Origin of the sequence: Ammoniphilus resinae, from assembly GCF_017873965.1 — a bacterium.
In the GTDB taxonomy this organism is placed as follows: domain Bacteria; phylum Bacillota; class Bacilli; order Aneurinibacillales; family RAOX-1; genus Ammoniphilus_A; species Ammoniphilus_A resinae.
Map to the genome: position 1 here is coordinate 33,592 of NZ_JAGGKT010000013.1, position 23,139 is coordinate 56,730.

The 23,139-nt window shown below is 40.7% G+C and carries 31 protein-coding genes; 6 read left to right on the top strand and 25 right to left on the bottom strand.

The features are described from left to right. From J2Z37_RS18340 to asd, 4 genes are all read right to left on the bottom strand, one after another. A complete protein-coding gene (locus tag J2Z37_RS18340; RefSeq protein ID WP_209811754.1) occupies window positions 1-1,977 on the bottom strand; it encodes a DNA gyrase/topoisomerase IV subunit B in 1,977 nt (658 codons plus the stop codon). A gap of 160 nt (window positions 1,978-2,137) precedes the next feature. Then, window positions 2,138-2,569 (bottom strand): zinc ribbon domain-containing protein, encoded by a 432-nt coding sequence (locus tag J2Z37_RS18345; RefSeq protein ID WP_209811755.1) that lies wholly within the window; start codon window positions 2,567-2,569, stop codon window positions 2,138-2,140. A 153-nt stretch (window positions 2,570-2,722) separates the two neighbouring features. Further along, window positions 2,723-3,148 (bottom strand): S1 RNA-binding domain-containing protein, encoded by a 426-nt coding sequence (locus J2Z37_RS18350; protein ID WP_209811756.1) that lies wholly within the window; start codon window positions 3,146-3,148, stop codon window positions 2,723-2,725. A gap of 117 nt (window positions 3,149-3,265) precedes the next feature. Beyond that, entirely contained in the window at window positions 3,266-4,111 is an 846-nt protein-coding gene (gene asd, locus J2Z37_RS18355; protein WP_209811757.1) for an archaetidylserine decarboxylase, read from the bottom strand. A gap of 145 nt (window positions 4,112-4,256) precedes the next feature. Here asd and J2Z37_RS18360 point away from each other — a divergent pair, with 145 nt between their 5' ends. After that, window positions 4,257-4,904: a hypothetical protein gene (locus J2Z37_RS18360; protein ID WP_209811758.1), complete on the top strand. Its 648-nt coding sequence runs from the start codon at window positions 4,257-4,259 to the stop codon at window positions 4,902-4,904. Between the two features lie 37 nt (window positions 4,905-4,941). Here J2Z37_RS18360 and J2Z37_RS18365 read toward each other — a convergent pair whose 3' ends face one another. From J2Z37_RS18365 to J2Z37_RS18405, 9 genes are all read right to left on the bottom strand, one after another. After that, the gene (locus tag J2Z37_RS18365) at window positions 4,942-5,142 is read right to left on the bottom strand and encodes a hypothetical protein (protein ID WP_209811759.1); all 201 of its coding nucleotides are present in this window, start codon (window positions 5,140-5,142) and stop codon (window positions 4,942-4,944) included. Window positions 5,143-5,412: 270 nt separating this feature from the next. Further along, window positions 5,413-6,519: a PRK06851 family protein gene (locus J2Z37_RS18370; protein ID WP_209811760.1), complete on the bottom strand. Its 1,107-nt coding sequence runs from the start codon at window positions 6,517-6,519 to the stop codon at window positions 5,413-5,415. Between the two features lie 167 nt (window positions 6,520-6,686). Beyond that, on the bottom strand, window positions 6,687-7,280 hold the full coding sequence (locus J2Z37_RS18375; RefSeq protein ID WP_209811761.1) for a hypothetical protein: 594 nt from the start codon (window positions 7,278-7,280) through the stop codon (window positions 6,687-6,689). A gap of 277 nt (window positions 7,281-7,557) precedes the next feature. Continuing rightward, window positions 7,558-7,881 carry a hypothetical protein gene (locus J2Z37_RS18380; protein WP_209811762.1) on the bottom strand — a complete coding sequence of 108 codons (324 nt, stop codon included), beginning with the start codon at window positions 7,879-7,881 and terminating at the stop codon, window positions 7,558-7,560. Between the two features lie 116 nt (window positions 7,882-7,997). After that, complete coding sequence (locus J2Z37_RS18385) at window positions 7,998-8,327, bottom strand: hypothetical protein (RefSeq protein WP_209811763.1); 330 nt, start codon at window positions 8,325-8,327, stop codon at window positions 7,998-8,000. Between the two features lie 55 nt (window positions 8,328-8,382). Next, entirely contained in the window at window positions 8,383-9,012 is a 630-nt protein-coding gene (locus J2Z37_RS18390; protein WP_209811764.1) for a spore coat protein, read from the bottom strand. 14 nt (window positions 9,013-9,026) lie between these two features. Continuing rightward, window positions 9,027-9,458: an Hsp20/alpha crystallin family protein gene (locus J2Z37_RS18395; RefSeq protein ID WP_209811765.1), complete on the bottom strand. Its 432-nt coding sequence runs from the start codon at window positions 9,456-9,458 to the stop codon at window positions 9,027-9,029. 126 nt (window positions 9,459-9,584) lie between these two features. After that, complete coding sequence (pyrB, locus tag J2Z37_RS18400) at window positions 9,585-10,535, bottom strand: aspartate carbamoyltransferase (protein WP_342453853.1); 951 nt, start codon at window positions 10,533-10,535, stop codon at window positions 9,585-9,587. An 86-nt stretch (window positions 10,536-10,621) separates the two neighbouring features. Further along, a complete protein-coding gene (locus J2Z37_RS18405) occupies window positions 10,622-10,855 on the bottom strand; it encodes a hypothetical protein (protein ID WP_209811766.1) in 234 nt (77 codons plus the stop codon). Window positions 10,856-10,961: 106 nt separating this feature from the next. Between J2Z37_RS18405 and J2Z37_RS18410 the strand changes: the two genes are divergently transcribed. After that, window positions 10,962-11,351, top strand: coding sequence for a globin domain-containing protein (locus J2Z37_RS18410; RefSeq protein ID WP_245203922.1), 390 nt, complete (start codon window positions 10,962-10,964; stop codon window positions 11,349-11,351). Here J2Z37_RS18410 and J2Z37_RS18415 read toward each other — a convergent pair. From J2Z37_RS18415 to J2Z37_RS18425, 3 genes are all read right to left on the bottom strand, one after another. Beyond that, window positions 11,348-11,830, bottom strand: a complete 483-nt coding sequence (locus J2Z37_RS18415) for a PaaI family thioesterase (protein ID WP_209811768.1) — start codon at window positions 11,828-11,830, stop codon at window positions 11,348-11,350. The genes J2Z37_RS18410 and J2Z37_RS18415 overlap by 4 nt on opposite strands. Beyond that, window positions 11,827-12,042 carry a hypothetical protein gene (locus J2Z37_RS18420; RefSeq protein ID WP_209811769.1) on the bottom strand — a complete coding sequence of 72 codons (216 nt, stop codon included), beginning with the start codon at window positions 12,040-12,042 and terminating at the stop codon, window positions 11,827-11,829. The genes J2Z37_RS18415 and J2Z37_RS18420 overlap by 4 nt, the downstream gene beginning before the upstream one ends. 74 nt (window positions 12,043-12,116) lie before the next feature. Beyond that, entirely contained in the window at window positions 12,117-12,764 is a 648-nt protein-coding gene (locus tag J2Z37_RS18425; protein WP_245203924.1) for a YkyB family protein, read from the bottom strand. Between the two features lie 260 nt (window positions 12,765-13,024). Here J2Z37_RS18425 and J2Z37_RS18430 point away from each other — a divergent pair, with 260 nt between their 5' ends. Continuing rightward, the gene (locus J2Z37_RS18430; protein ID WP_209811770.1) at window positions 13,025-13,624 is read left to right on the top strand and encodes a 3'-5' exonuclease; all 600 of its coding nucleotides are present in this window, start codon (window positions 13,025-13,027) and stop codon (window positions 13,622-13,624) included. Here the strand turns inward: J2Z37_RS18430 and J2Z37_RS18435 are convergent. The 4 genes from J2Z37_RS18435 to J2Z37_RS18450 form a co-directional block, all read right to left on the bottom strand. Then, window positions 13,596-14,039 (bottom strand): threonine/serine exporter family protein, encoded by a 444-nt coding sequence (locus tag J2Z37_RS18435; RefSeq protein ID WP_245203926.1) that lies wholly within the window; start codon window positions 14,037-14,039, stop codon window positions 13,596-13,598. The genes J2Z37_RS18430 and J2Z37_RS18435 overlap by 29 nt on opposite strands. After that, the gene (locus tag J2Z37_RS18440; protein WP_209811771.1) at window positions 14,039-14,794 is read right to left on the bottom strand and encodes a threonine/serine exporter family protein; all 756 of its coding nucleotides are present in this window, start codon (window positions 14,792-14,794) and stop codon (window positions 14,039-14,041) included. Before J2Z37_RS18440 ends, J2Z37_RS18435 begins: the two co-directional genes overlap by 1 nt. A gap of 64 nt (window positions 14,795-14,858) precedes the next feature. Then, on the bottom strand, window positions 14,859-15,191 hold the full coding sequence (locus J2Z37_RS18445; protein WP_209811772.1) for a hypothetical protein: 333 nt from the start codon (window positions 15,189-15,191) through the stop codon (window positions 14,859-14,861). Window positions 15,192-15,248: 57 nt separating this feature from the next. Then, on the bottom strand, window positions 15,249-16,586 hold the full coding sequence (locus J2Z37_RS18450; protein WP_245203928.1) for a putative glycoside hydrolase: 1,338 nt from the start codon (window positions 16,584-16,586) through the stop codon (window positions 15,249-15,251). Between the two features lie 95 nt (window positions 16,587-16,681). On the opposite strand from J2Z37_RS18450, the gene J2Z37_RS18455 reads away from it, so the two are divergent. Then, window positions 16,682-17,317, top strand: a complete 636-nt coding sequence (locus J2Z37_RS18455; protein ID WP_209811773.1) for a peptidylprolyl isomerase — start codon at window positions 16,682-16,684, stop codon at window positions 17,315-17,317. A gap of 32 nt (window positions 17,318-17,349) precedes the next feature. Here the strand turns inward: J2Z37_RS18455 and prpE are convergent, their stop codons facing one another. Both prpE and J2Z37_RS25885 read right to left on the bottom strand, forming a co-directional pair. Next, complete coding sequence (prpE, locus tag J2Z37_RS18460) at window positions 17,350-18,096, bottom strand: bis(5'-nucleosyl)-tetraphosphatase PrpE (protein WP_209811774.1); 747 nt, start codon at window positions 18,094-18,096, stop codon at window positions 17,350-17,352. Window positions 18,097-18,264: 168 nt separating this feature from the next. Further along, a complete protein-coding gene (locus tag J2Z37_RS25885) occupies window positions 18,265-18,399 on the bottom strand; it encodes a hypothetical protein (protein ID WP_280922237.1) in 135 nt (44 codons plus the stop codon). Window positions 18,400-18,605: 206 nt separating this feature from the next. Between J2Z37_RS25885 and J2Z37_RS18465 the strand changes: the two genes are divergently transcribed. Next, complete coding sequence (locus J2Z37_RS18465; RefSeq protein WP_209811775.1) at window positions 18,606-19,220, top strand: rhomboid family intramembrane serine protease; 615 nt, start codon at window positions 18,606-18,608, stop codon at window positions 19,218-19,220. Here the strand turns inward: J2Z37_RS18465 and J2Z37_RS18470 are convergent. From J2Z37_RS18470 to J2Z37_RS18480, 3 genes are all read right to left on the bottom strand, one after another. Next, a complete protein-coding gene (locus J2Z37_RS18470) occupies window positions 19,217-20,482 on the bottom strand; it encodes a stalk domain-containing protein (protein ID WP_209811776.1) in 1,266 nt (421 codons plus the stop codon). The genes J2Z37_RS18465 and J2Z37_RS18470 overlap by 4 nt on opposite strands. 236 nt (window positions 20,483-20,718) lie before the next feature. After that, entirely contained in the window at window positions 20,719-21,000 is a 282-nt protein-coding gene (locus J2Z37_RS18475; RefSeq protein ID WP_209811777.1) for an NAD/NADP transhydrogenase alpha subunit, read from the bottom strand. A gap of 190 nt (window positions 21,001-21,190) precedes the next feature. Further along, window positions 21,191-21,805 (bottom strand): cell wall hydrolase, encoded by a 615-nt coding sequence (locus J2Z37_RS18480; RefSeq protein WP_209811778.1) that lies wholly within the window; start codon window positions 21,803-21,805, stop codon window positions 21,191-21,193. 125 nt (window positions 21,806-21,930) lie between these two features. Here J2Z37_RS18480 and J2Z37_RS18485 point away from each other — a divergent pair, with 125 nt between their 5' ends. Further along, the gene (locus tag J2Z37_RS18485; protein WP_209811779.1) at window positions 21,931-23,118 is read left to right on the top strand and encodes a hypothetical protein; all 1,188 of its coding nucleotides are present in this window, start codon (window positions 21,931-21,933) and stop codon (window positions 23,116-23,118) included. Window positions 23,119-23,139: the final 21 nt, after the last annotated feature.

The window sequence follows — 23,139 nt, forward strand, 5'->3', positions numbered from 1 at the left end:
TTACTCCTCCTCAACAACAAACTTCACATTTTTTTCAATCCAATCGCGGCGAGGTGGAACCTTATCCCCCATCAGAATAGACACGATCCGCTCTGCTTCGGCGGCATCTGCTACATCCACCTGGATTAGCTTACGAGTCTCTGGGTTCATCGTTGTATCCCAAAGCTGTTCCGCATTCATCTCACCAAGTCCCTTATACCGCTGAATTTCGGCAGCTCGTCCCAATTTTTTCTGGGCTTGCAGCTTTTCTTCCTCAGACCAGCAATAATAGGCTTCCTGCTTCTTCTTTTCCTGTTTATAAACCTTATACAAAGGCGGCTGGGCGATATAGACTTTCCCCTTTTTTACAAGTTCGGGGAAATATCGATAGAAGAGGGTTAGCAGCAAAATTTGAATATGTGCCCCATCATAATCGGCATCCGTCATGATAATAATCTTTCCGAAGGCACACAGATCAGCATTGAAATCATCACTAATCCCTGTTTCCAGCACCTCAACAATCGTATTAATTTCTTCATTCCCATTGGGACCGATCACTTCGTATATTTTTTTCTTCTCCACATTTATCGGTTTACCGCGCAAGCTTAGGACAGCTTGAAAGTTTCGATCCCTTCCGTTAATTGCTGAGCCCCCTGCACTGTCTCCCTCAACAATAAACAATTCATTTCGCTCGGGATCCCGTTTGGCTGGAGGAGTAAATTTGTCGCTGATGCTTTTCTTCCCCTTTTTCTTCTTTTTTCCGGGATTACGCAGGGCTTCTGCCGCTTTTTTAATTTCGTCCTTAATTCTACGCGATTCAATTGCTTTCTCAATTAACAGCTTGGCGGTTTCGGGATTTTCCTCCAAAAAAAAGCCAACTTTTTCTCCGATAAACCCTTCAACGGCTGATCGCGCTTCTTCACTTCCCAACTTGTCCTTGGTTTGGCTTTCGAACTGCGGATCATCCATACGAATACTTAAAACGGCCAAAAATCCCTCGCGATAATCATTTCCGGAAAGATTTTTATCGTTTTTCTTAAGAAAATTGTTTTTCCTAGCGTAATCGTTATAGGCTTTGGTAAGGGCATTCCGTAAACCGGATACATGTGTCCCCTCGTCAATTGTAGGGATTGTATTCACATAAGACAGCAAGTTCTCCGTTACCGAATCATTATATTGAAAGGCAAACTCGATATCGATTCCATCGCGCTCCCCCTCAATATAAACCACGTCATGGAGAGCCTGTTTTCCATCATTCAAATATTCAATAAACGTCTTGATACCTTCATCAAAACAAAAAGTTTCTTCTACGATAGGTGTCCTTCTTTCATCCCTTAACTGAAAGGTAACTCCCTTTAATAAATAGGCATTGTCACGAAGTCGCTCTTTTAGTGTTTCATAATCAAAATGGGTTTCACTAAAAATGCGTGAATCTGGTTTAAAACTGACGATCGTCCCTGTCTTTTTGCTCTTTCCTATCTCCACTAAACCTGTGACAGGATGTCCGACCTTCATTTCCTCGCCATTACTTGAACCGCCATCAATATATTCAAAGCGCTGTTTGAACACTTTGCCGTCACGATGAATCTCAACTTCCAGCCATTCCGATAGGGCATTCACGACACTTGCCCCTACACCGTGGAGTCCCCCAGACTTTTTATAGCCTTCTCCACCACCAAACTTCCCCCCGGCATGGAGCACCGTAAACACTACTGTCGGGGTCGGAATTCCCTCGTCGCGGTTCATCCCTGTAGGAATCCCACGACCATTATCCGAAACAGTTACACTGTTATCTTTATGGATGATCACTTGTATTTCATTACAATACCCAGCAAGCACTTCATCCTTTGAGTTATCGATAATTTCCCACACCAAATGGTGAAGCCCTTTCATCCCGGTAGATCCTATATACATTCCAGGCCTTACGCGTACAGCGGTTAGACCCTTCAGAACTCTTATATCTTCATCACTGTATTGTTTTGCCTGTGTTTGACTCAATGGACATCCCCCTTTGTTTCTAAAATGTAGCCGTTTTTTTTCAATATTGCAAGAAGGAAAAGTGTGAATGGATAGAGAAATGCTCCCAAATGGGTGTTTTGGATTTTATCGTGGATAGAAAAAAACCACCGAATGAGCCCTCAGTGGTTTTGCCTGTTTCTTATGTCTCGTTTTTGTTGTGCTCTGCAAGCGCAAGCATCTTCGTGACGCTTTTCAGCAAATCCCCTATATTTCTTCCACAATCAGGACAAAACTTCGTATCGATCGACACAATCTTTTCACAGGAGTCACATTGAACGTGATTCTTAAGATACAATACTTTACTTTTCATCACCTGTAATTCGTTCAACGCAAATTGAATATTTTTCACTTGAAATTCAATAAAGTTTTGAGTCTCTAGGTTTTCCAATAACGGATCTTTAAATACCTTTTCACCCAACTCCTGGTACAGGCGTTCAACTTGCAATTCCTTTTTCTTAATCTGACTATTCACCTTATTGATCTCCAGGACGTCGTGGGATTTCCGTGTTGCCGTGTCAATGGTACCTTTCATCCTATTTAGAAACCTCATGCTAATCACTACACCCTCCATCTATATGATGGTAATGCGTTTGATTGCAATATATGATGTGGGATAAGATCATAGAACCAAGAGAGGCAGGAACCCTTATAATAACAAGAAATTTCCCGCCAATTCCCAGCCCATACAAAAAGGCCCTGTTAGGCAGGACCCTTATCCCCGGAACTATTTCCTTTTTTCTCTTTTTCCTAGATCACTCATTCTATCTTCACTATTTTTCGCCCATTTTTTCATCATGGACTCAAAGTCTTCTTTGTGCCTGTTAGGCATAGCACCTTCTCTGCTGCCGCCGCGAGGTCCTGCATGAAACCCACGGTCGTCACGCTTTCTCGGAGGCCGGTTGTTCTGTTTGGGTTCTTCATCAATCCGCATGGTTAAAGAGATCTTCCCATCCGGCTTGATTTCTGTTACTTTCACACGAACTTGGTCATTAACCTTAAGGACCTGATTAATATCTTCGACATACTGCGAGGATATTTGGGAAATGTGAACAAGCCCTTGCTTATTCTCACCGATGCTGACAAACGCACCAAAAGACTGTACACCAACAACGGTACCTTCAATAATGTTACCAACCTCAATCGTACTCAAAAAATGTTCCCCCTAAATAAATATATACATTATGAATATACATCATATTGATTTTAAAATAAAGGGCAAGCCGAAGAAAAAAAGTGAAAAAGGAATAATATTACAGCTTTTCAGTCCTTATCGCTTCCCGATCGCTATTTTTTCACCCATTTTAACTGGTTGACCCGGGGTTAATTCATCGATCCAATCAATCTGCCCCTGTTCAAATACTAAAATAACCGTTGAACCAAATTCAAAATACCCGATTTCTTCACCTAGATTAATTGGCTTTCCTACCGGTAAAGATTCATGATGAACCACTCCGGCCTTCACATTCGTGGTCGCTCCCAGATGATAGGCAACACGCACACTCCCAACAATCGTTGCGCCAACCTTAACAACAGCAACCATTCCCATTTGTTCAGAGTCAATATAAGAAATGAGCCGTTCATTTTTGGCGAAGAGCCCCTTGACTGCGCGAACACCAAAGGCGTTAACAGGAAACAACGTCCCCGGGATATAACTGCATTTTGTAATATACCCCTTAATTGGAGAATGTACGCGATGATAATCCTTGGGGCTCAGATAAACGGTAATAAACTTCCCTCCGTTAAAAGAAGCAGCCTCTTCTTTTGAAATGCCAAGCAAATCCCAAACTGAAAAGTAGACCCCTTTAGCTTGAACAAGCAACCCCTCAGAAATCGTTCCGAAAGCAGCAATCATCCCGTCGGCAGGACTTACAACAGAACCCGGGTCAGCGGAAATAGGGCGAACCTCCGATTTTAACCGACGGGTAAAAAAGTCTGTCAGCGATTTAAATTCATTCAATTCTTTTTCCGATTCTGTCAATGAAATCTTATATTTTTTTGCAAATATAGGGATAAACGCCTTACTGACTGAATGACGTGCCAGTTTCCCCACCAAACGCGAAAGGGAATGGGTTGGCATACATCTCATCAATTGATACAATAACCAATCTTTCATCTTTTCCTCCATGCAATTGCGACAATCCATTAATATCCATTCTAACGCAGTCCTATGCGGAAAAAAAGTTAAAAAAGTCGGTGTGAAAAAAAAGCCTATGGATGGTATACTCATATTTGTGATTAAACGAACTGAGGGAGAAACTATGAGAAAAATATGGTTAGGCTTTTTAACCTTCCTTGTGGTTAGCACATTGCTTGTCGGATGCGGACAAGAGAAGGTAATGGATACGGATTTTATCCGTCTGCAAAACAAAGTGAATGATCTTGAAAACCACCAAAAACAAATGGAAGAAGAACGGACCCTCTTAAATCAAAAAGTCACTGATATGGAAGAGTCCTTAAACCAGCAAAAAGAACAACTGGCAAAGATGCAAGGCCCAACATCCGAAAACAGTGAACAGCTACATCCTGTTGTCATCCAGGATGTTAAATTAACTTCTGAAAAGATGGACTCGCTAGGACGGGTCTGGGGTCCATTCAATCTCAATATTACGTTGTATAATGGAACAGATCACGATATTTCCGATTATGTGAATGCCTTGGTCTTAAAAGAAAACACGCAAACTCCTACAGAGGCGCCTAACATTAAAGAACTTGGGCAAAGGTTTGAAATTAAGGCTAAAGAGTCCAAAATTATTACCTTTAGCGACATTGAAATCGGAGATCCGTCCAAAAGGTTTAATATTGTGATTAAATTGCTTGAACAACAACCGGAAACAGGAAATATTGGCGTACCGGGGAAAGTGACCTGGACAGAGGTTCCTTCTATTGTTTTTCCGCCAAAAAAATAAGCAGAAAAATACCCCTTGCCATTTGGTATAGGGGTATTTACCAGCCAACAATTTTTTGATGTTTAGTCAGCTGCTTCACAAAATCGTAGTGAAAGTTGGCCTGCTGTTGGCTCACTTGAGATAAAATCCATCCCTTTCGGTTCATACTATCTAGTAATTCACTTGACAGCGTTGTTTTGGTCACAATCATATGATGTCCGCCCATTCTTTTCCCGACTAAAAAAATTCCGTTCTCCATTCTTCAACACCTCTGTCGTTTGGTTTGTGAGGCTTGTCCCTATATTCGTCATGTTTTTTTTGTAATCGCCAGATTTCCTTTCTGTATCTCTATTTTATAAAAGACCGCTACTCATTCCAACAGAAATCGTTCCTCTTCTTTCGACGATAATAAACAAATATTCTTATGATTCAAACAACATATATGAGATTCTTGTCGTATTCCGTCAATTGCGCTATACGATTTTCCGACAGAAAAAAAGGAAGAGACCCCTCCCTTCCTTTTTATGAATTATTCTGCCGCAGTAAATTGAGCAACCCTGTCGATTTCAGTTAAAATTTCATTTCTAATTTGATCCACTTTTGAAAAATCCATAGCACTCTTATAGTAGCTTTCCAGTTGGTCGTGCAGACTTTTCGCCTCAGCCAAATACCCCGTTCCCGCGTTCATATTTTTTCTGTAACGGGAGGAAATTTCTTTTAATTCATTTGCATATTTTTCATCAGTTCCCGGCTTAATTGCTTTTTCATACATGTCAATAATTTCATCTGTTTCACGTACTGGATCATATTCATGGGGTGCTGTGCTATCAAAAATAGCCACGCTCAATTCACGAACAATTACCATATCAAGGCTGTTTGGGTCGAATCCGCAGTGATAAATCTCTACATCAAATCCCAATTTTTCCGCCTTAGACGCTATTTTTTTCAACATCGTTGATTTACCAGACCCTGGCCTTCCTTTTATGAAATATCGTTTGGAAATATCTTCAGTTAAATTATTAATGAAGTCTTTTGGACCTTCCGGGGTTGCAGCACCAAGAAAACGATGGCGTACGTCCGGACTCTTATTTAACTTTTGGTCTTGAAAAATTGTCTGGATCATATCCTCTGTTGTATTATTTGCTGCGACAAAATCCATATTTTGAATGTAGATTCTTTCCCATTCATCATGGATCTTAAGTGCTTCAGCGAATGAAGCATACGCTTTTTGAAAAGCACGGCTGACTTCTTCATTTAATTCTTTAATCTCTTTCTTCCGTTCTATAAGTTTTGCCGAGTCCCAGGCCACCCCTAAGTTCACATATTCTTCCACAATCCCTGGAAGGTTAGGCTCAAGCACATGTGGTGCTGTTCCGTCGACAATCCCAAATTTCAGGCTATTGATGATGACCCCGTCGATCGATTGATTATCTGATGCACAATGAATCAATTGAATATCGTATCCGCGGTTAACCATCTCCTTTGCGATTGCTTTCATCAAAAATGATTTCCCCGTTCCAGGACCACCTTTCAGGATATACAAACGATCTAATCCCTTAAGCGCCGAATCAAATAGACTAAAGAATCCTTTTGCAGTGTTGCCTCCAGAGTAATAATTGGTGATTTTACCTATCATACTACCTACCCCTTACGATCAAATTATCTTTCCCTTGTGTTTTACATCATATGAAAAAGGGAGGGCGTAGGTGTTTACCCAGAGGAGAGTTTGAGGGAATAAAAAGAGAGCTTCTCACCACTCAATGTCGTTAAAGAAGCCCTGCTTTACAAATTAAGGTCTTTATTTTATTGCAAATGCTCATGCTCCACATGACGAGTGATTTCCAGCATTTCTCCGTTTCCTTCAGCTTTCACAGAATTCGCAGTAGCAATAGCCTTAATTCCGGCACTTAGAAGAATATCTGTTCTAATCAACTCTGAAGCATCGTCAACCGGACTAAAATAGCAGGTTAGAGTTTCAGCACCATTTATCGTTTTAATGGAGACTTCCTCTAAATACCCCATAAACTCCTGTCCTTCATTATAACGAATATAGAGCATATCATCCCGGTATTTCTCATCAATCATCCGTGCTAGTTCATCTGCCCGGGAATATTCCACTTCTATATTCCCTAAGTGGGCAAAGGGAGCAAACTCATCTTCCCATAACAGATCATCAAGAAATAGTTGAAATTCGTGTTCTTCTAACTCAGTAAAGTCCCTTTTTCGGTACACATCCATGGCTTCATCGGAGAAGGAAACATCCACTAATTCCTCCCCGTTTTTCATCACGGTTATATCCAAAGCATTTGTTCCACTATTTCCGATTTTATAATCCCATTTTGTTAAATCATAAACAACTGAAGGGACCCCTCGTTTTACCTGTTTCTCAAATTGCAATGGAATTACCTCCTCTCTGCTTCTCGCTTATACCTAAGCTACACAGGACATATTTAAAGTAATCCCTTATAATTTTACCTACAAAAAAAAGAATATGTGCAAAAAAAAATGACTTCCTCGAAGAAGAAGTCAAAGATACTCTCAACCAACTATTTTGTTAGTTGTACATTAACAATAACATAACTTAGTAGAATTGTATAACAAAAAATATTACCAATCGACATATTTTTTACTGCTAGGAACGTTTAAGTTGATTCAAAGTAAGTTAAACTCAACATTACGATTCCTCTTTACTATCTGAATCCGATTCCTCTTGATCCTGCTCACCATCAAATTTCAAGGTCTCTCCACCCATATTAATATATACATATGGTTCATGGCTTGAATCCCCCGCAACTGATTGCTTTAAGCCATTAATGTAATGGGTAGTTATATCCAAGAAATTCTGCTTTTCACCTTCCTCATCGAGTTGTCCTAAAATGTAAATATCTCCACCCTCTTTATACATGTAGGACAAATAACCAACTGCCTTTCCTTTCATATCAATCACATTGAGGATCTCCCCATGTTCATTGCGAAATTGAGGTTCAAGATAGATCATAGCTTATCCCCATTTCATGGTGTATTTAACTTTAGGTTTTGCTATTTTTTATTTTTTAATCTTCAACTGCAGGCAAAAAAGCTGCCCCCAACACTCTTTTAGAGGCAGCCTTAATTTTATTCTTTTGTAACCTTCTTAATTAATTCAATCATTTCTTGACTTTCTGCATCCATTTCTACATCGTAGTCACCAAAACTACCTTCACCCGCCCGAAAACGATCCAGTTTTCTATTCATATTTTTTTCATCTTGAGCATTTTTATCAAAAAGCCGCGTATAGAGGTCGGATTTCTTTAAAGAACTCCATTGTTTTGCAACAGGATCAGAGTTTTCTGCCATCCATTTGATACCTAAAAATATAAAAGGAGAGGATATCAGGAATGCTGTCCAAAGTCCTTGTCTAAAACCATCTCGGTGTCCTTGTTTAAATCTGTTATTGGTAAACAAAAAACTTTTCTCCTTCCTGCATATGCCGATTTTCCCTCCATGTCAGCCACCATCATTACATCATCATAGGGTTGCCTGTGTACGGCATTTGCCCTGACCTTGACTGCTGCATCATGGCTGTAGACATGTTACTTGGATAACCTTGATTCGCTGGTTGGTAGTGGTGCAACATTGTTTTGGCTGTATGGTCCTGTAAGGTTGGAACTTGATACCAGCCCTGCTGATTCATGTAGAGGAATATTTCATACCCTTGGTTACAACACGTGACAGACCCATTGATCAGCATCTGCCTAACATTAGGATCCGCACATTCAGTGGCCGCTGACATTTGGTTTTTTGCGGAATTTTTATGATTGCTGAGCATTGCACCGGCAATTTGCTTATCAGAAAATCTCATCGTTGGCATAGAAGGCGATTCAGGTGATGGATTCCGTAAGCCATATTGAATATCTTGTGGTGAAACAGGAGTATTCCCCATTCTTTGAGATGGTGCTTGTTGATAATCATGGGTATAGGCTACAAGCTGATTATACGATTGAATCGCGGTTTGCATATGACGCTGAATCATTTGCCGCAAGGCAGGGTCCTGGGATTGTGTCATATAAAATGAGAAATGATCAAGCATACAAATCTTTTCGCTTAAAATCTCATGTACGGCAAGAGTCTCTGCTGCTCCGAAAGGCATTTTCGTATTCCTCCTTAATGAAAATCAATCTTTACCTGTTTACCTTGTGTTAATTTTTGCTTTTTCATACGAATTTCTAGAACCCCGTTTTTATAACTGGCCGTTGCCTTCTCCTCATCTACTTTCTCAGGAAGCTGAACCTCTCGATAAAAATTTCCAAAAAACCGTTCTGTCCGATGGTAACGATTGTCCCTCGTATCTTCCGAAGCGCGTTGAATAATCCCAGTTATTGTTAAAGATCGTCCATTTAAATGAATATTAATATCATCCTGTTTCTCCAATCCGGGAATTTCACATGACACAATCACTTCTTCAATCGTTTCATAAATATCGACAAGTGGACCTGTTCGATGAAAATATTCATTGTAAGGCTCCATTCCTAGGTTTTGTTCCACAGTTTGCCTAATTTGTGGATTGGGTTGAAAATTAGAAGGATGGATTAACATGGGCATACCTCCGATGTAAAAAGTTATTTCTTCTAATACGGTTTCCCAATTGGAGAAGAAAAAAACAGACGATCTAAAAGGATCGTCTGTACTGTATCTTCGAAAGGGCTTCAATAGAAGCTTTTCTTAAATTTTTATGGTTTTCTTCACGAAGCCTTGTTTTTCAAAACACTTATGAATCAATGCCATCCGTACATAGAGTCCGTTCTGCGCTTGTCGGAAGTAAGCAGCCCTTGGATCAGTATCTACTTCGGTTGCAATTTCACCAGCCCGCGGCAGCGGATGCATAATAATCGCATCTTTTTTCATGAGCTTAAGTATGGAATTGTTGATGATATATTTTCCTTTGGCCTTCTCATATTCATCAAGCGATGGAAACCTTTCCTTCTGGATTCTCGTTTGATATAGAACATCCACTTTGGCTGCGACTTCTTCGAGATCATTGGTCTCCACATATTCTACATGATTTACTTCCAAGAATTTTTTCACATAAGGAGGGATTAGGACATTCTCTGGCGCTGTGTAATAGATCTTAATCCCATTAAACCGAGAAAGCAAATAGGACAATGAATGAACGGTTCGACCGTAGGTCAAATCTCCGATCATCGCAATTTTCAGATCATCTACTTGGCCGAGTTCCTTTTGAATGGTATAAATGTCAAGCAGTGCTTGGGTCGGATGTTCCCCCGCTCCGTCCCCTGCATTGATAATTGGCACAGTCGCCACAGCCGCTGCCCGTTCTGCAGCACCGATCTCTGTATGACGCATCACAATCACATCGCTGTAGCCAGACACAATACGAATCGTATCTTCAAGGGTTTCCCCTTTTATTGCAGAAGAAAATTGCGCCGCATTCTCCGTCCCGATTACCTTTCCACCTAAGCGGCACATAGCAGACTCAAAGGATAAACGTGTCCTAGTACTCGGCTCAAAAAATAAAGTGGTCATGACTTTCGTTTTATAACGGTCAGATCCACCGCTCGCTTCCACCTTTTCCATCTCTTCTGTCAGTTCAAAAAGCTCTTCTAAATTTGCACGGTCAAACTGTTTAGCCCCAATAATATGAAATTGATCCACGTAAACCATCCCTTTCACAAAAATTCTTATCTATTTTATATCACAAAACGAATTATTGCCAATAAGATGCAGTTTTTTGTTCGGATTCACCTGCGAATCGGTGTGTCCGCTAGGAGATAGTCGCTATCAGCATCAATAATCATTAGTTTTTCATGACAGCATGGCATCACAAGTGCCTTTTTTATTCTTTCCTTCACCCCGTCAAGATCTTTCAGTCTCCACGTAAGAAGGATTCGTTCACTGCCGCAGAAGGGACATTCATGGATATACAGGTCTGACCCGATCCTTTCGTACGGCAAGGTGTGACTAAATGGAATCACCGAGTTGCACACTCCCTTAATTTATGATTAAATCTTACTCAATCTAAGATTCTAATATACAATGGTAAGAAAGCATAGGGTTTTAAAAAAGAAGGAGGATGAAACATTGGAATACATAGAAAATATATATGAAAAAATTGGCGGGGAAGAAACCATTAGCAAACTAGTTAATGCCTTTTACGGGAATGTTGCGAAACACCCTGACTTGATCCCGATCTTCCCGGATGATTTAACAGAAGTAGCGAATCGACAATTTAAGTTTCTTACCCAATTTTTTGGAGGTCCACTCCTGTATTCAATGGAATATGGCCATCCTATGCTGAGAGCCCGGCATATTCCTTTTCCTATTACACCGAAAAGAGCTGAGGCCTGGTTGTCTTGTATGCATGATGCCATGGATAAAATTGGCTTGGAAGGTCCGATTCGTGAGCATATGTTTCAAAGATTAACACAGGTTGCTTATCATATGGTGAACCAGCCACCGGAAAACGACTAACCTTTAACAGAGCGGACCAAATGAAAGAAGGTTCCTGTAGAAGTGACAACGAGTTCATCCTTATCATTGACAATTGTGCACGATGCCTGCATCACGTTTTGTGCACGATGAACCACGGTACAGTGGGCAATGAGCTCTTTTCCACGGCCAGGGTTATGGTAGTTGACATTCATATCTAATGTCACTACCTTGTCCCTTGGTTCAATTAATTCCTCCAACATCCATCCCATCGCCATATCTGCCATCATCGCAGTCACACCACCATACACAATACGGTAAGGGTTCAACAGATCCCGCGTTATCGGCATCGAACAACTAAAGTCATAGTTGCTTGGAACCACCGTTAACTGCAGAAAATTCCCCATAAAGGGATAATCATTCTCCCTCATTCTTCCTACAGCTTGTACAGCTTTTGCAATAATATCAAGTTCCTTCTCCGACATGTTATGTATTAAATCAGTTAGCTCTTCGCGCCTCATATTTTTGTTCCTCCGTCAAAAGCTTGATCAGTTTTCTTCCACATAGCTTGCCTATCGGCATGGCAGCACCTGATTCCTTCTGAACTACGTCGATTTTCCTTCTTGCTTAGAAGGGATTGTTGTCCTCGAAGGGGGAAAGCTCCTTCTAATGATGAATACAACTTCTTCAAACGGGCTTCGATAGTAGAAGGTTTCCTTATATGATGTAGCATATGTCCCCCTAATATAACGCAATACAGATGTAAAGTCGATGAAAAAGAAAGAAAGCGGTTTCGTAAACCACTTTCTAAGTTCTCAGGTTTGTGTTTTTGTAAAACGGGCTAAGTAAAGGTTTCCTAGGTCTGGCAGGAGGGAAACGCGAAGGTTTTTTCTGGTCTGCAATCTGTGTTTTTTCGGCAATGCCAACATATTGCTCCAGCAAGGAAATAGCTTGGCGTAGTGAAAAGGATTCGGTAGGGTTCCTGAATTCATCATTCCATTCCCCTAAATGCGGAAGTCCCTGGAGATCTTCACGGGTTGATAAAAGATGAAAACCGTATTCACCAACTTTTACTAGCGTATTACATGTCTGTTGATGATATTTACTGGGATTGGGGGATTGCTGTAGCCCGACCTTATGTGCCTTTCCTTCAATCATTAATTTCTCTAGCGCTGAGGTTTTTAATTGATAGAGTTTTTGAGGTTGAGGACTTGTCTTTGCATGCCGGTTGACTACATAAATGGCAATCGCCAAATTATCCAAAGTTGGTTTTAATGTGACCGTATTTCGATTTGGGATGGGTGCGGATTGATTCTGGTCAAATAAATAAAAAATCCTATTCTTTTCTACAAGTTTGGCGATCGGAGACCCCACTGGTATCCTACCGATCTTCTGCAGCTCTTCCTTCGTTTTATAATGTGAAGGAACCTGATTTTTTTTCGAATACTGCTTCAAAATACTCCTCCTTCTTAAACGGGTTTGCGTACTACGTCGAAATACTCTCTTTCACAAACCATGTAGTTGACCTTTAAGGCTTTCAGATCAGGTGATTTTATTTTATCATATTTTCTTGATAAGATGTCCAAAAATAATAAAAAATAACCACAAAAAGGAAAATAGGACTAAAATGGAAAGGAGGATCCGGTACTTCTCAAATGTTCCTAACAAAACATATAATAAAAGAATGGAAGTCTAAGTGAAAAGGATGAAGATATTTGAATGCTATTGTATTTGACCTTGAGTTAGTGAAGCGATTTAAAAAAGGACAGCTTAGTGAAATTGTTGAAATAGGTGCCTGTAAGGTAGATATTGAAAAGAAGCAAATGATTGACACACTGCAAATCTATATCCTGCCTAAAAGCGGCTATGTCACCAAGAGTACGCGGGAATTTATCAATATGAGAAAAGAGGATCTGAAAAGGTCAGTGCCCTTTCGCATGGGGATTGAGAAATTTTCGCAATGGCTGGGAAAGGATTATTTTCTTTGTTCCTGGGGAAAGGATGACAAATTTCATTTTGTCAATCAATGTGATCGTTTAAAGGTCCAATTGGACTGGTTTAAAAATTACAACGATATTCAAAGCCAAATCGGCAGGATCTTAAACCCGGGAAGCAAAAATCAATTAGGATTAAAAAACGCCCTGGAACTAGCAGGGATTGAACCGCTAGGAAAAGCGCACAGAGGTATTGATGATGCCATTAATACTGCGTCTTTGCTGCTTAAATTTATCGACAAAATCCAGTTGCAATTTAATACCTTTACAGCAGAACAACGATCCGACAGGACTAGGATTTTTGAAAAATACGATAAATAACTTCTGAGAAAATTAGTCCAATAGCGATTGAACCCGATAGCATAAATGCCTTTGCAGCCAGTTGAATGGCTATATTATAATCATTTTGCACAAAATTCCGCATCGCGTCGTAGGCCATCCCACCGGGAACCAAAGGAATAATCCCGGCCACACTAAAGATAATCATGGGGGTCCGAAAGATCTTTGCAAAAATTTGGCTCACAAAGGCAACAATAAACGAAGCGGCGAGTGTGCCAAGCACCGGATCAAACTTGTAGGATACAAAAGAAAAATATACGGCCCAGCCTAGCATCCCGACAAACCCGCATTGCAGCAAGGAATTTTTCGGTGCGTTAAAAATAATGCCAAAAGCAGCTGCGGCAATAAAACTGGTTATTAATTGTTCGATCATGGTAGGTGTTCCTTTCTGTAACATCAAAGGAATGAAAAAACGACAGCAATCCCAGTACCTATCGCAAATGCAGTGAGAAATGCCTCTGCCCCTTTGGAAAGTCCCGAAACGAGATGGCCAGCCATCAAATCCCTTACGGCATTAGTAATTAACAACCCTGGAACGAGAGGCATCACCGAGCCAATAATAATTTTGTCCATCTGCACGCCGATTTTCGTTGAAACAAAAAACAGCGCCATTAAACCAATAATGAAGGCCGCTAGTGATTCTGAAAAAAATTTAACACGTACAAAACGTTCTAAATAAACAGCACAAAAATATCCTGCCCCACCCGCAAAAAAGGCAGGAAGGAAGTCACGCCATTGCCCCTGAAACATAATTAAAAAACACCCGCTCGCAATCGCCGCTGCAGCAACCTTATGAAAAATGGGATAGGCAAGTTTGGCTGTTTCGAGCACCTTTAATTGATGGTAGGCTTCCGTGAGAGAAAGCTCTCCATTACTAATTAGCCTCGACAGACTGTTGACCATCGTCACCTTCCGCAAATCAGTGGAACGCTCCAAAATTCGCGAGAATTTGGTTGACTCGGACCCATCTGCGGAAAATATAATTCCCGTTGGCGTGACAAAGCTATGGGAATGTTTAATCCCATATCCCGCCGCGATGCGTGCCATCGTATCCTCTACCCGATATGTTTCCGCCCCATTTTCCAACATGATTTTCCCTGCAAGCAGGCACACATCCATAATTTCGTTGATATTCGGTAGGCTTGTTGCCATTTTTTTCTCTCCAGCGTTTGTTTTTAAGAGACTTTTACAATAAAATCGGCTAAAAGCCGATTTTTTAAACATCCTCTGGTCCTTTAATCCTTGTTAACGGACCTTTAGATTCTGCGGACGACACATTGTTTTGATCCACTGTTTGAGTTTCGGAATTTGCACGATAATCTCTTTTTTTCACCTGACTATATACACCGCTAGCGGTTAATCCGATTAAAAGGGCTGCTACACTTTTCTCCATTAGCCAGTTAGGCATGGACACAAGTATAACCCCGATGACGATGGCAATTAAAGCACGATATCTTGTTTCGATATGAAATGCGTTGCCGAGAACAGAAACCAAAGCTGCAACTAGTGCTGATAACGTGGCATAGTCTAAAACAATGTTATCAAACATATGGAACACCTCCATATCACAGCTTATTCTCCTATTTTAGAAAAGGTGTAAGCAACACTACGGTGTGTAATCCACATTTTTGGTATAACTGTTTCCAGCGTTCCATAGTAAAAACTCCTTGATCCCTCCTTCATTTAAAGCTTTAATTTGCGCTTCCACTTCCCTCTTGCCATATGGGATATAGTTTCCCTTCCCTAACCATGTTGCTGTAAAATCCTGAATCCATGGCCGTGATATGGGTGGATTCTCTATTTTATTCATCTTTTCTTTTTCCATCTTCACGTATTCCTGAATCAATTGATAGGGCTTCAAATCCGGTTTTGCAATATTGAAATAGCCATTGCCCCAATGGCTAGGATAAATCATCGAAGAGATGACATCGACATGCTCACTAATTTTAGTAAAGTTCTGGCCAATCCCCGGTGCTTCTGGCAGGGTTGCTGTATAGCCAAAGATATCGACGGAAACTTTTACTCCGAACGGCTCCAATTGCTTTTTGGCATAAGAGACAAAATCGGTAACCGCATCGACTCTGGCTTTTACACTACGATCATCTTCTTTTTCTTCTGCAGGAACCGGTGCGGTAGATGCTGTTAGATTATCCAATTTTGGAGCAGGATTCTTGTAATCTCCCATCGTATATTGAAGAGCCGCCTCCCGTTTTTCAAATCCTTCCGGGAACCTCACATAATCAAACTGCACTTCATGAAATCCTAGACGAGCTGCTTCCTTAGCAATTTCCAGATTATGTTGCCAAACTCCTTTTACAAAGGGATTTACAAACGCTTCCCCTCTCCCATTCTTCCAAATATGCCCTTGTTCAACAAAAGAAGCCTCGGGATGCAAATTGGCGTAAACAGAATCCTTAAAGACCACCACCCTAGCAATTGGATAGATCTTGTGTTTTTCCAGGGTAGCTAACAATGCTTTCGGATCTTTAATAATAGGTTTGCTATAAGGAGCTAGTTTTCCATCTGCCTGAAAAGTAAGGTGGCCATAATCGTCTTTAATATCGATCACCATCGCATTTAAATCTGTTGAATCAATTAATTCAACTAATCTAGCAAACCGTTCTCCCCCAGCAGAATGGGCTGTAACATAAATCCCACGAACAGCTTCCGGATAGTCAAAATGCGGTCGTTCTGGGAGTATTGATTCTGCAGGTGTTGACACAATAGGAACAACCTTCTCAGTCTTTGGTGGAACCGAACTTTTGGGCTCAGTCCCAGATTGGACGGTCACCTTCTCAGGTCTGTACTCCTCCTTAGCTAGCAGCTTATCCTGTTTCACTTCGGGTTTACTGGCAGATTGGATTGTAGGTTCCGGCTGAGAGCATCCAGCAAGCAAAGTAAAAGTACATAGCATGGGAACTATCATCCGCCCCATTTTGATCATTTTGGTTTCTCCCCTTTAAGTGTAAATATTTCATTATATGTCTCTTTATAGTTTATAATAAGGTGTATTCTCTAATTGGAAAGGATGGAAATTTTGTGAAGAAATGGACACTGACTTGGGTCATCCTGTTCGCTGCTCTCCTGCTAGGCGGCTGCGGAAATAATCAACAACAACCAGAAGCTACACCAGCAAATCCCACTTACAAACAATGGGACAAGCCCCCTGCCATGACGATTGATCCAAACAAAAATTACTTAGCCACAATCCAAACAAATAAAGGCGATATCACAATCGAACTATTTGCCAAGGAAGCTCCCAAAGCGGTTAATAACTTTATATTCTTGGCAAATGAACACTTTTACGATAAAGTTGTGTTTCATCGCGTAATTAAAGACTTTATGATTCAAACAGGGGACCCTACAGGGACGGGAACAGGCACTCCTGGCTACAGCTTTGAAGACGAACTTCCACCGGCGTACCCATACGAAAAAGGGATTGTTGCGATGGCAAATGCCGGACCAAATACAAATGGCAGTCAATTTTTCATATGCAATGGTCCCGGGAGCGAAAATCTAAATGGTACACCAAATTACACCGTCTTCGGTCGAGTGAAAGATGGAATGGATGTGGTCGAAGCGATTTCCAATGTTCCTGTTAAGGAAAATTCTTTTGGAGAGAAAAGCGTTCCTACGGAGGAAGTCTTTATCAAAACCGTTACCATCTCTGAATAATAAACGGGGTTAGACCCAGGGTCTGACCCCGTTTAAATTTGGAATCTCTTGCTCTCCCCATATTTTTCTAAGGCCTGTATCTGTGTAAATTCTTTTTCCGGATAGCGAAAACAGGTTAATTTTCCGCCAAAAACACATCCTGTATCAATATTCAGGATATTTGCCTCCCATTCTGGACGATGGAGCGGTGTATGCCCATGAACTAACAGAGCCTTCCCCGAATAATGTTTCTTTACCGGTGAACGTTCCGGTAAGCCATGCTGATCTAATTTACCTGTCGGAAACCCATACAGACAAATTTCCTTCAATTTCTTTAAAGGAAGCCTTTTATACTCCGTCGGCAGCCCAGCATGTGATACAAGAAGATTGCCGTGATCAAAGAGAAAGTACAAAGGTAATTTGCTCAAATATTGTTCAATCCATTGTTTGGTTGCTTGTGGATTCTTCGTTTTCTTAATTTCCTCAACGGTAGTTTCCAATCCATGCTTCAGTTGTACTTTTCTCCCCTGGCACCAACGAAGTAATTTGTCATCATGATTGCCAGGACAGTGCAAAGCCAATCCGGCTTCTTTATGTACTTTTACAAATTCCAACACGTCCAAGCTGCGCGGGCCGCGGTCACACAGATCTCCGAGAAAGACAAGCATCCGCCCTTGTGGGTGATGATACAACTTGTCCTTTTTTAAATAGCCTAATTCTTTTATTAATAATAAAAGCTCGTCAAAACAGCCATGTACGTCTCCAATAATATCTACGTAACGAATGGAAGTAAAATCCATTCCAATACCCCTCTCTAAAATAAAGGTAAGCTTTCGATAATATTCCCTATTTGTCTTATTCTTAGGAGTCTTTTCTAAGTATATCTCTATAGTCATTGCTGATTCAATAACCGATTTTAGGGCAAAAAAAATACCCCTTTCTTGGGGTGTTTTCTCTAGACATCCTAATTATTCACTGGCTGCGTGAGAATTTTTAAGTTTATTTGAAAGTTTTTGTTTACTGGCCTCTTTCTTAATATCCTGTAACTTCTTCAAATATTCCGGTGATCCGATTTCCTTATTCCGAAGCTTCAGCTTTGTCATCTCGCTATTCACTCCTTCAAAGCCTCACTTACTTAAATTACCATCTTCTTAATTCCTTATATTCATATTATACTTCTTACTACATTAAATTCAATATTAAATTATAATAATTTTTATCTAGGAACGAAACAGGTAATGGAAAAATTTTGCTTAAACAGATACACTAGGAACAGTAGGATGTTTTGAAAAAGAAAGGGTATCCCATCATGTCTTGGTTTGTACGAAATGAAAACTGGCGAACCTATATACGCCGGTATCCAATTACCAGTCTTTTAATGGCCATTAATATTATCGTTTTTCTCTTCATGACTTTCGGTGGAGGTTCGACTGATTTTGTCACCCTGATTCAATATGGTGCCTATTTCAAACCCGCTATTCTTGAAGGGGGAGAATATTTCCGGTTTCTCACCCCGATTTTCATCCATATTGGTTGGGAACATCTTTTGTTCAATAATTTTGCGATCCTTATTTTTGCCCCCGGATTGGAAATTATGCTCAGAAAGTTTCGTTACCTGTTGCTTTATCTGGCTAGTGGAGCTTCCGGATTCATTCTAACATTTTTGTTTTCAGGCCCAGAAGTGATCGCTGCCGGTGCATCTGGTTCTATCTTTGGAATTTACGGAATGTATGCTTACTTAGCTAGATACCGGCGGGATTTGATGGACACCTATTCGCGCCAGACCATACTGCCGATTCTTATTTTCGGTGTCATATCCACTTTCGTCATTCCAGGGATCAGTATTTTGGGTCATATCGGAGGACTCGTTACCGGGTATTCATTAGGTTTCTTTTTAGTGAAAAGAAGACCCGTCTACTATTAATACCTCTTTTTGATCTGCTGTCGGATCCCGTTCCAATCATTCTGAACCAGCCCCAATCGCCAAAGGGCAATGCCTTTCAGATGATGTCTTTTGGCGATTGCAATTTTATCCTGAATGGTCTCTTCATCTTCTTTCCACAAATTTATCGCAAGTACCAGTTTCTCAGCAGGAACAACTGCTTTGGCCAATTCGACCGCCTGTTCCACCTTGTTCAGTGGTTCAGGCTGCTGTGATTTAGGATCGGTATAATCATAAGCCATGATAATGATTTGGTCGGCGACTCCCCCTAATGATTTATAATCATATCCTTTATATACGCTGTTTGGTGCATGTAGTGTTAAAGTTAAGCTCTTATTATTGGATCGTAGCTGTTCTGACAGGTCACTTACAAATCTGGTAAATTGGCTTTGTGTTTTAACGATCTGTTCCTCGCTTTGCCCAAGCCCTAGACCTTCTAAATCAAGATTAACCCCGTCATAAAGCTCAACTTCTTTCACGATTTGTGTGATCGCCTGTGACTTTACCTGCTCGTCTGTTAGTAGAGTTAATAGAGTGGGATCCTTCTCCGGCAGATGGATGGTCATCTCCGTTTTCATTCGATAGTCCCCAGCCGCCCCCAATACCGACTCCCAATCCGCAGGACGATTCCAATAATAGGGATTGTTCGGCAACAGGTTACCTTCTTCGTCCATACTATACCAGCCCAAAGCCAATTCGCTAACCAAATCGGTATTCCCTATGCCTGTCCCAGGGTAGTCCATGGTAAATAAATCAGTCCAACTGCTTGTTTGCGCATCTCCTAGTGTATAAAAACCGATCACAGCCATTGCGGCTGGAGGCGTCGTCATATAGATACTTTGATTTTCCGGGTCCCATGTGACTTTGGCATCAAACGTTTCTGCAAAGAAACGAAGAGGGATATATGTTTTTCCATTTTTGATCATCGGTGCGGCATCCAAGTCAAAGTTTCCTTGATTGGTAAGCGCCTGTTTCGAACCAATCGTAAGCTCCAACATAACATCATCGCTTATTGCATTAACGGTACGTTCCTTGTCATTCCATGTAACGGTTACGTCTAGTGCTTCCGCCAGGGCTCGAAAGGGGACAAAGCTTCTCCCATTTAAAATAAGCGGAGTGGTATTCTCCAATGCTGCCCCATCAACGACCACCTTATTTTTTCTATCTTCGGCAGCTGTAGCTGAGGACATCGAACCGGATAGCAAGGCTAAAGCAAGCGGTATAGCCAACAAGCTCTTTTTCATTGTTTTCTCCTCTTCTACTCTTCATTTTTTCTATTTTTAAATCTATTGTTAGTATGACAGATTTGCAATTTCTCGTCTATTCAAACCATACATTCCCGATTCCTATCTCATTTAAAATTAGTCCATTCCACACAAAAAAGGAGTAAATCTCCCACCCCGAATGAAAAAGGTTGGAATATTACTCCCGTATTTTTATGCGAAATTTTACATTGGGGTCTAATCCCTCATGCGTTCGACTATGCTGATGCTTCCTCATCCTCATTCTGCGAAGGAATCATTACTTCAAAAACTTCCCCATGCTGCAAAATGACGATTCCCTGTTTCTTCACCTTCATCACTGCGACTTCTGGTTTTTGCCTCATTTTTTCAATATACTCTAGATCAACATCCCCGGCATCACTAACTGTAATGCCTTCGATTTCTTTTTCCTCGTTTTCATCTAAAGATGACTCTAGTATCTGTTCAAATATATCTGAAAATTTCTCAAAGTCCTTTGTATACACACTAATACACTTCATCCACACTTCCTCCATTCTATTTTGTATCTTTCTAAATAACTATCCTATTCTAATTCATTACACACCAGAAAACAACCCGCCGTTTTCCATTTTATACTGAAATCAATAATTTTATTAGTAGATTTGGAAGAAAGGTTTTTTGCATAGAAAGGTATAAACTTCTTCGAATCGGCTTTAATAGAAGCTTTACTTAATATGCAAAATGGTGGCTTCCAATTTCCCGAATAACGACCCTTGAACGTATCCATTTGCTGCGAGCGGTTGTCGGGTTATAGAAGAAGAGTGCCCCTTTGGTTGGATCGGTTCCTTTCAATGCCTGACTTGCAGCTTTATAAGAATCATTGGAAGGTTGGACCTTATGAATTCTTCCATCGCCAACGGGAGAAAATTGGTACACACCATTGATTTTTTGAAAAATTACATCAGTCACAGAATTCGGGTAATCCTTGTGAAGTACGCGGTTGAGCACAACACTCGCAACGGCTACTTTCCCCGTAAATGATTCTCCCCCTGCCTCCGCTTCAATAATTTTTACAAACCACTGGAAATCCTTTTTGCTCATCTGAATTTCTTTTTTGTTTCTTGCTTTTGGAATCGTTAACATATCCCCAGGGTAGATCAGATCACCTTTGAGGTTATTCATCCTTTTCAGCTGGTATAGATCAACATGATTCATTTTTGCGATATGCCATAGTGTATCACCTTTTTTAACCTTATAAACTACGGATTCTACTGCTTCGACAGCATTCATAGAAAGGCATGTCAAAATAAAGCAAATGGATAGGCTTATCCATTTTTTAAACATACTTCTCCTCCTATTCTATGATCTTTATAGAGAAATCTATAGGATAAAATCTTCATCCTTCCTAACTTTTCCAGAATTAGAATGAAATATACATCATAAAGTGGAATAGAAAGGGAGGACGACCAATGTTCATACGACCACGCCACTGGTCACCCATTAGGGCTTTATTTGCCGTACAAATTATTTTTTCCGTGATCTTTTGTTTTGCCAGCCTTTTTCTTAACGTCTACTTGTGGGATAAAGGACAGTCTTTTCGCGGGATAGGGATTTACAATGTGTTCTCGGTGGTATCCATTTTTGTAGGATCCATTCTAGGGGCTTATTTTTTACAGTGGATCGGTTCAAGGGCTACGTTTATCGGTTCATCCATTAGTGCCCTTCTGTTATTCAGCTATTTGTTTTTATCCAACCAGGCTACAGATTACGATACGCTTCCTCTTCTTGGGATTCTGTATGGTAGCTATGTCGGTCTGTTTTATATCGGATTCAATCTGCATCTCTTATGGCTTACGGAAAAAAGAAACCGTTCATATCTGCTTGGTGTTGAATCTGCCATTGCGACCGCAGCACAGCTATTGACTCCAGTCTGTGCTGGAATCATGATTGCTAATCAAGGATATGTCCATACCTTTCTCCTTGTTCTTGTTCTTCTATGTATTCAACTGCTTCTAAGCTTTTCTATCCCAGGAATGCAAATGGATGGAGGGTTTCAAAAGCGGTATTTCTTCCTTGCAAAAAGCGACAAGGTAGCCCGCATGGGTTTTTCCTCACTTGCCTATGGATTTTACTTTTCTTTTATTCAAATGTCATTTGGCTTGTTTTTTTATTTCATTGTTAAAGACGAATTCCAATTAGGATCCTGGAACTTGCTCTTTGGTGCGATCAGCGCGATTATGTACTGGCTAACAGGCCGTTTTTTATCCTTGTCCAACAGGGACATCTTTCTCAGCATGGGAATGCTTGGCACATTGATTATTACCTTATCCCTGCTGCTTGCCGAGTCCAGCTGGTTTATCCTGTTTAACATTGTGATTGCCGTTTCTTTTCCGTTATTGTGGCTACCGGCAAAATCAACGCATTTTTCCGATTTAATAACAGAAGCTGAGAGAGATCCGATTAGAAATAAAATTGGGCAGTTAATGCAGTTTCTTGTCTTTCGGGAATTCTCCATAAGTGTAGGGCGGCTCTGCTTTTTTCTCCTTCTCGTTGTCGGATTTGATTTCGGACTCGGTTACACCTATTATTTTATGGTCTTGTTGGCCTGTGTCATGCCGATAGGGATTTGGATTCTGAACAGGGAGATTCTACAGTAAAGGGAAAGAGGAGAGCTGTTA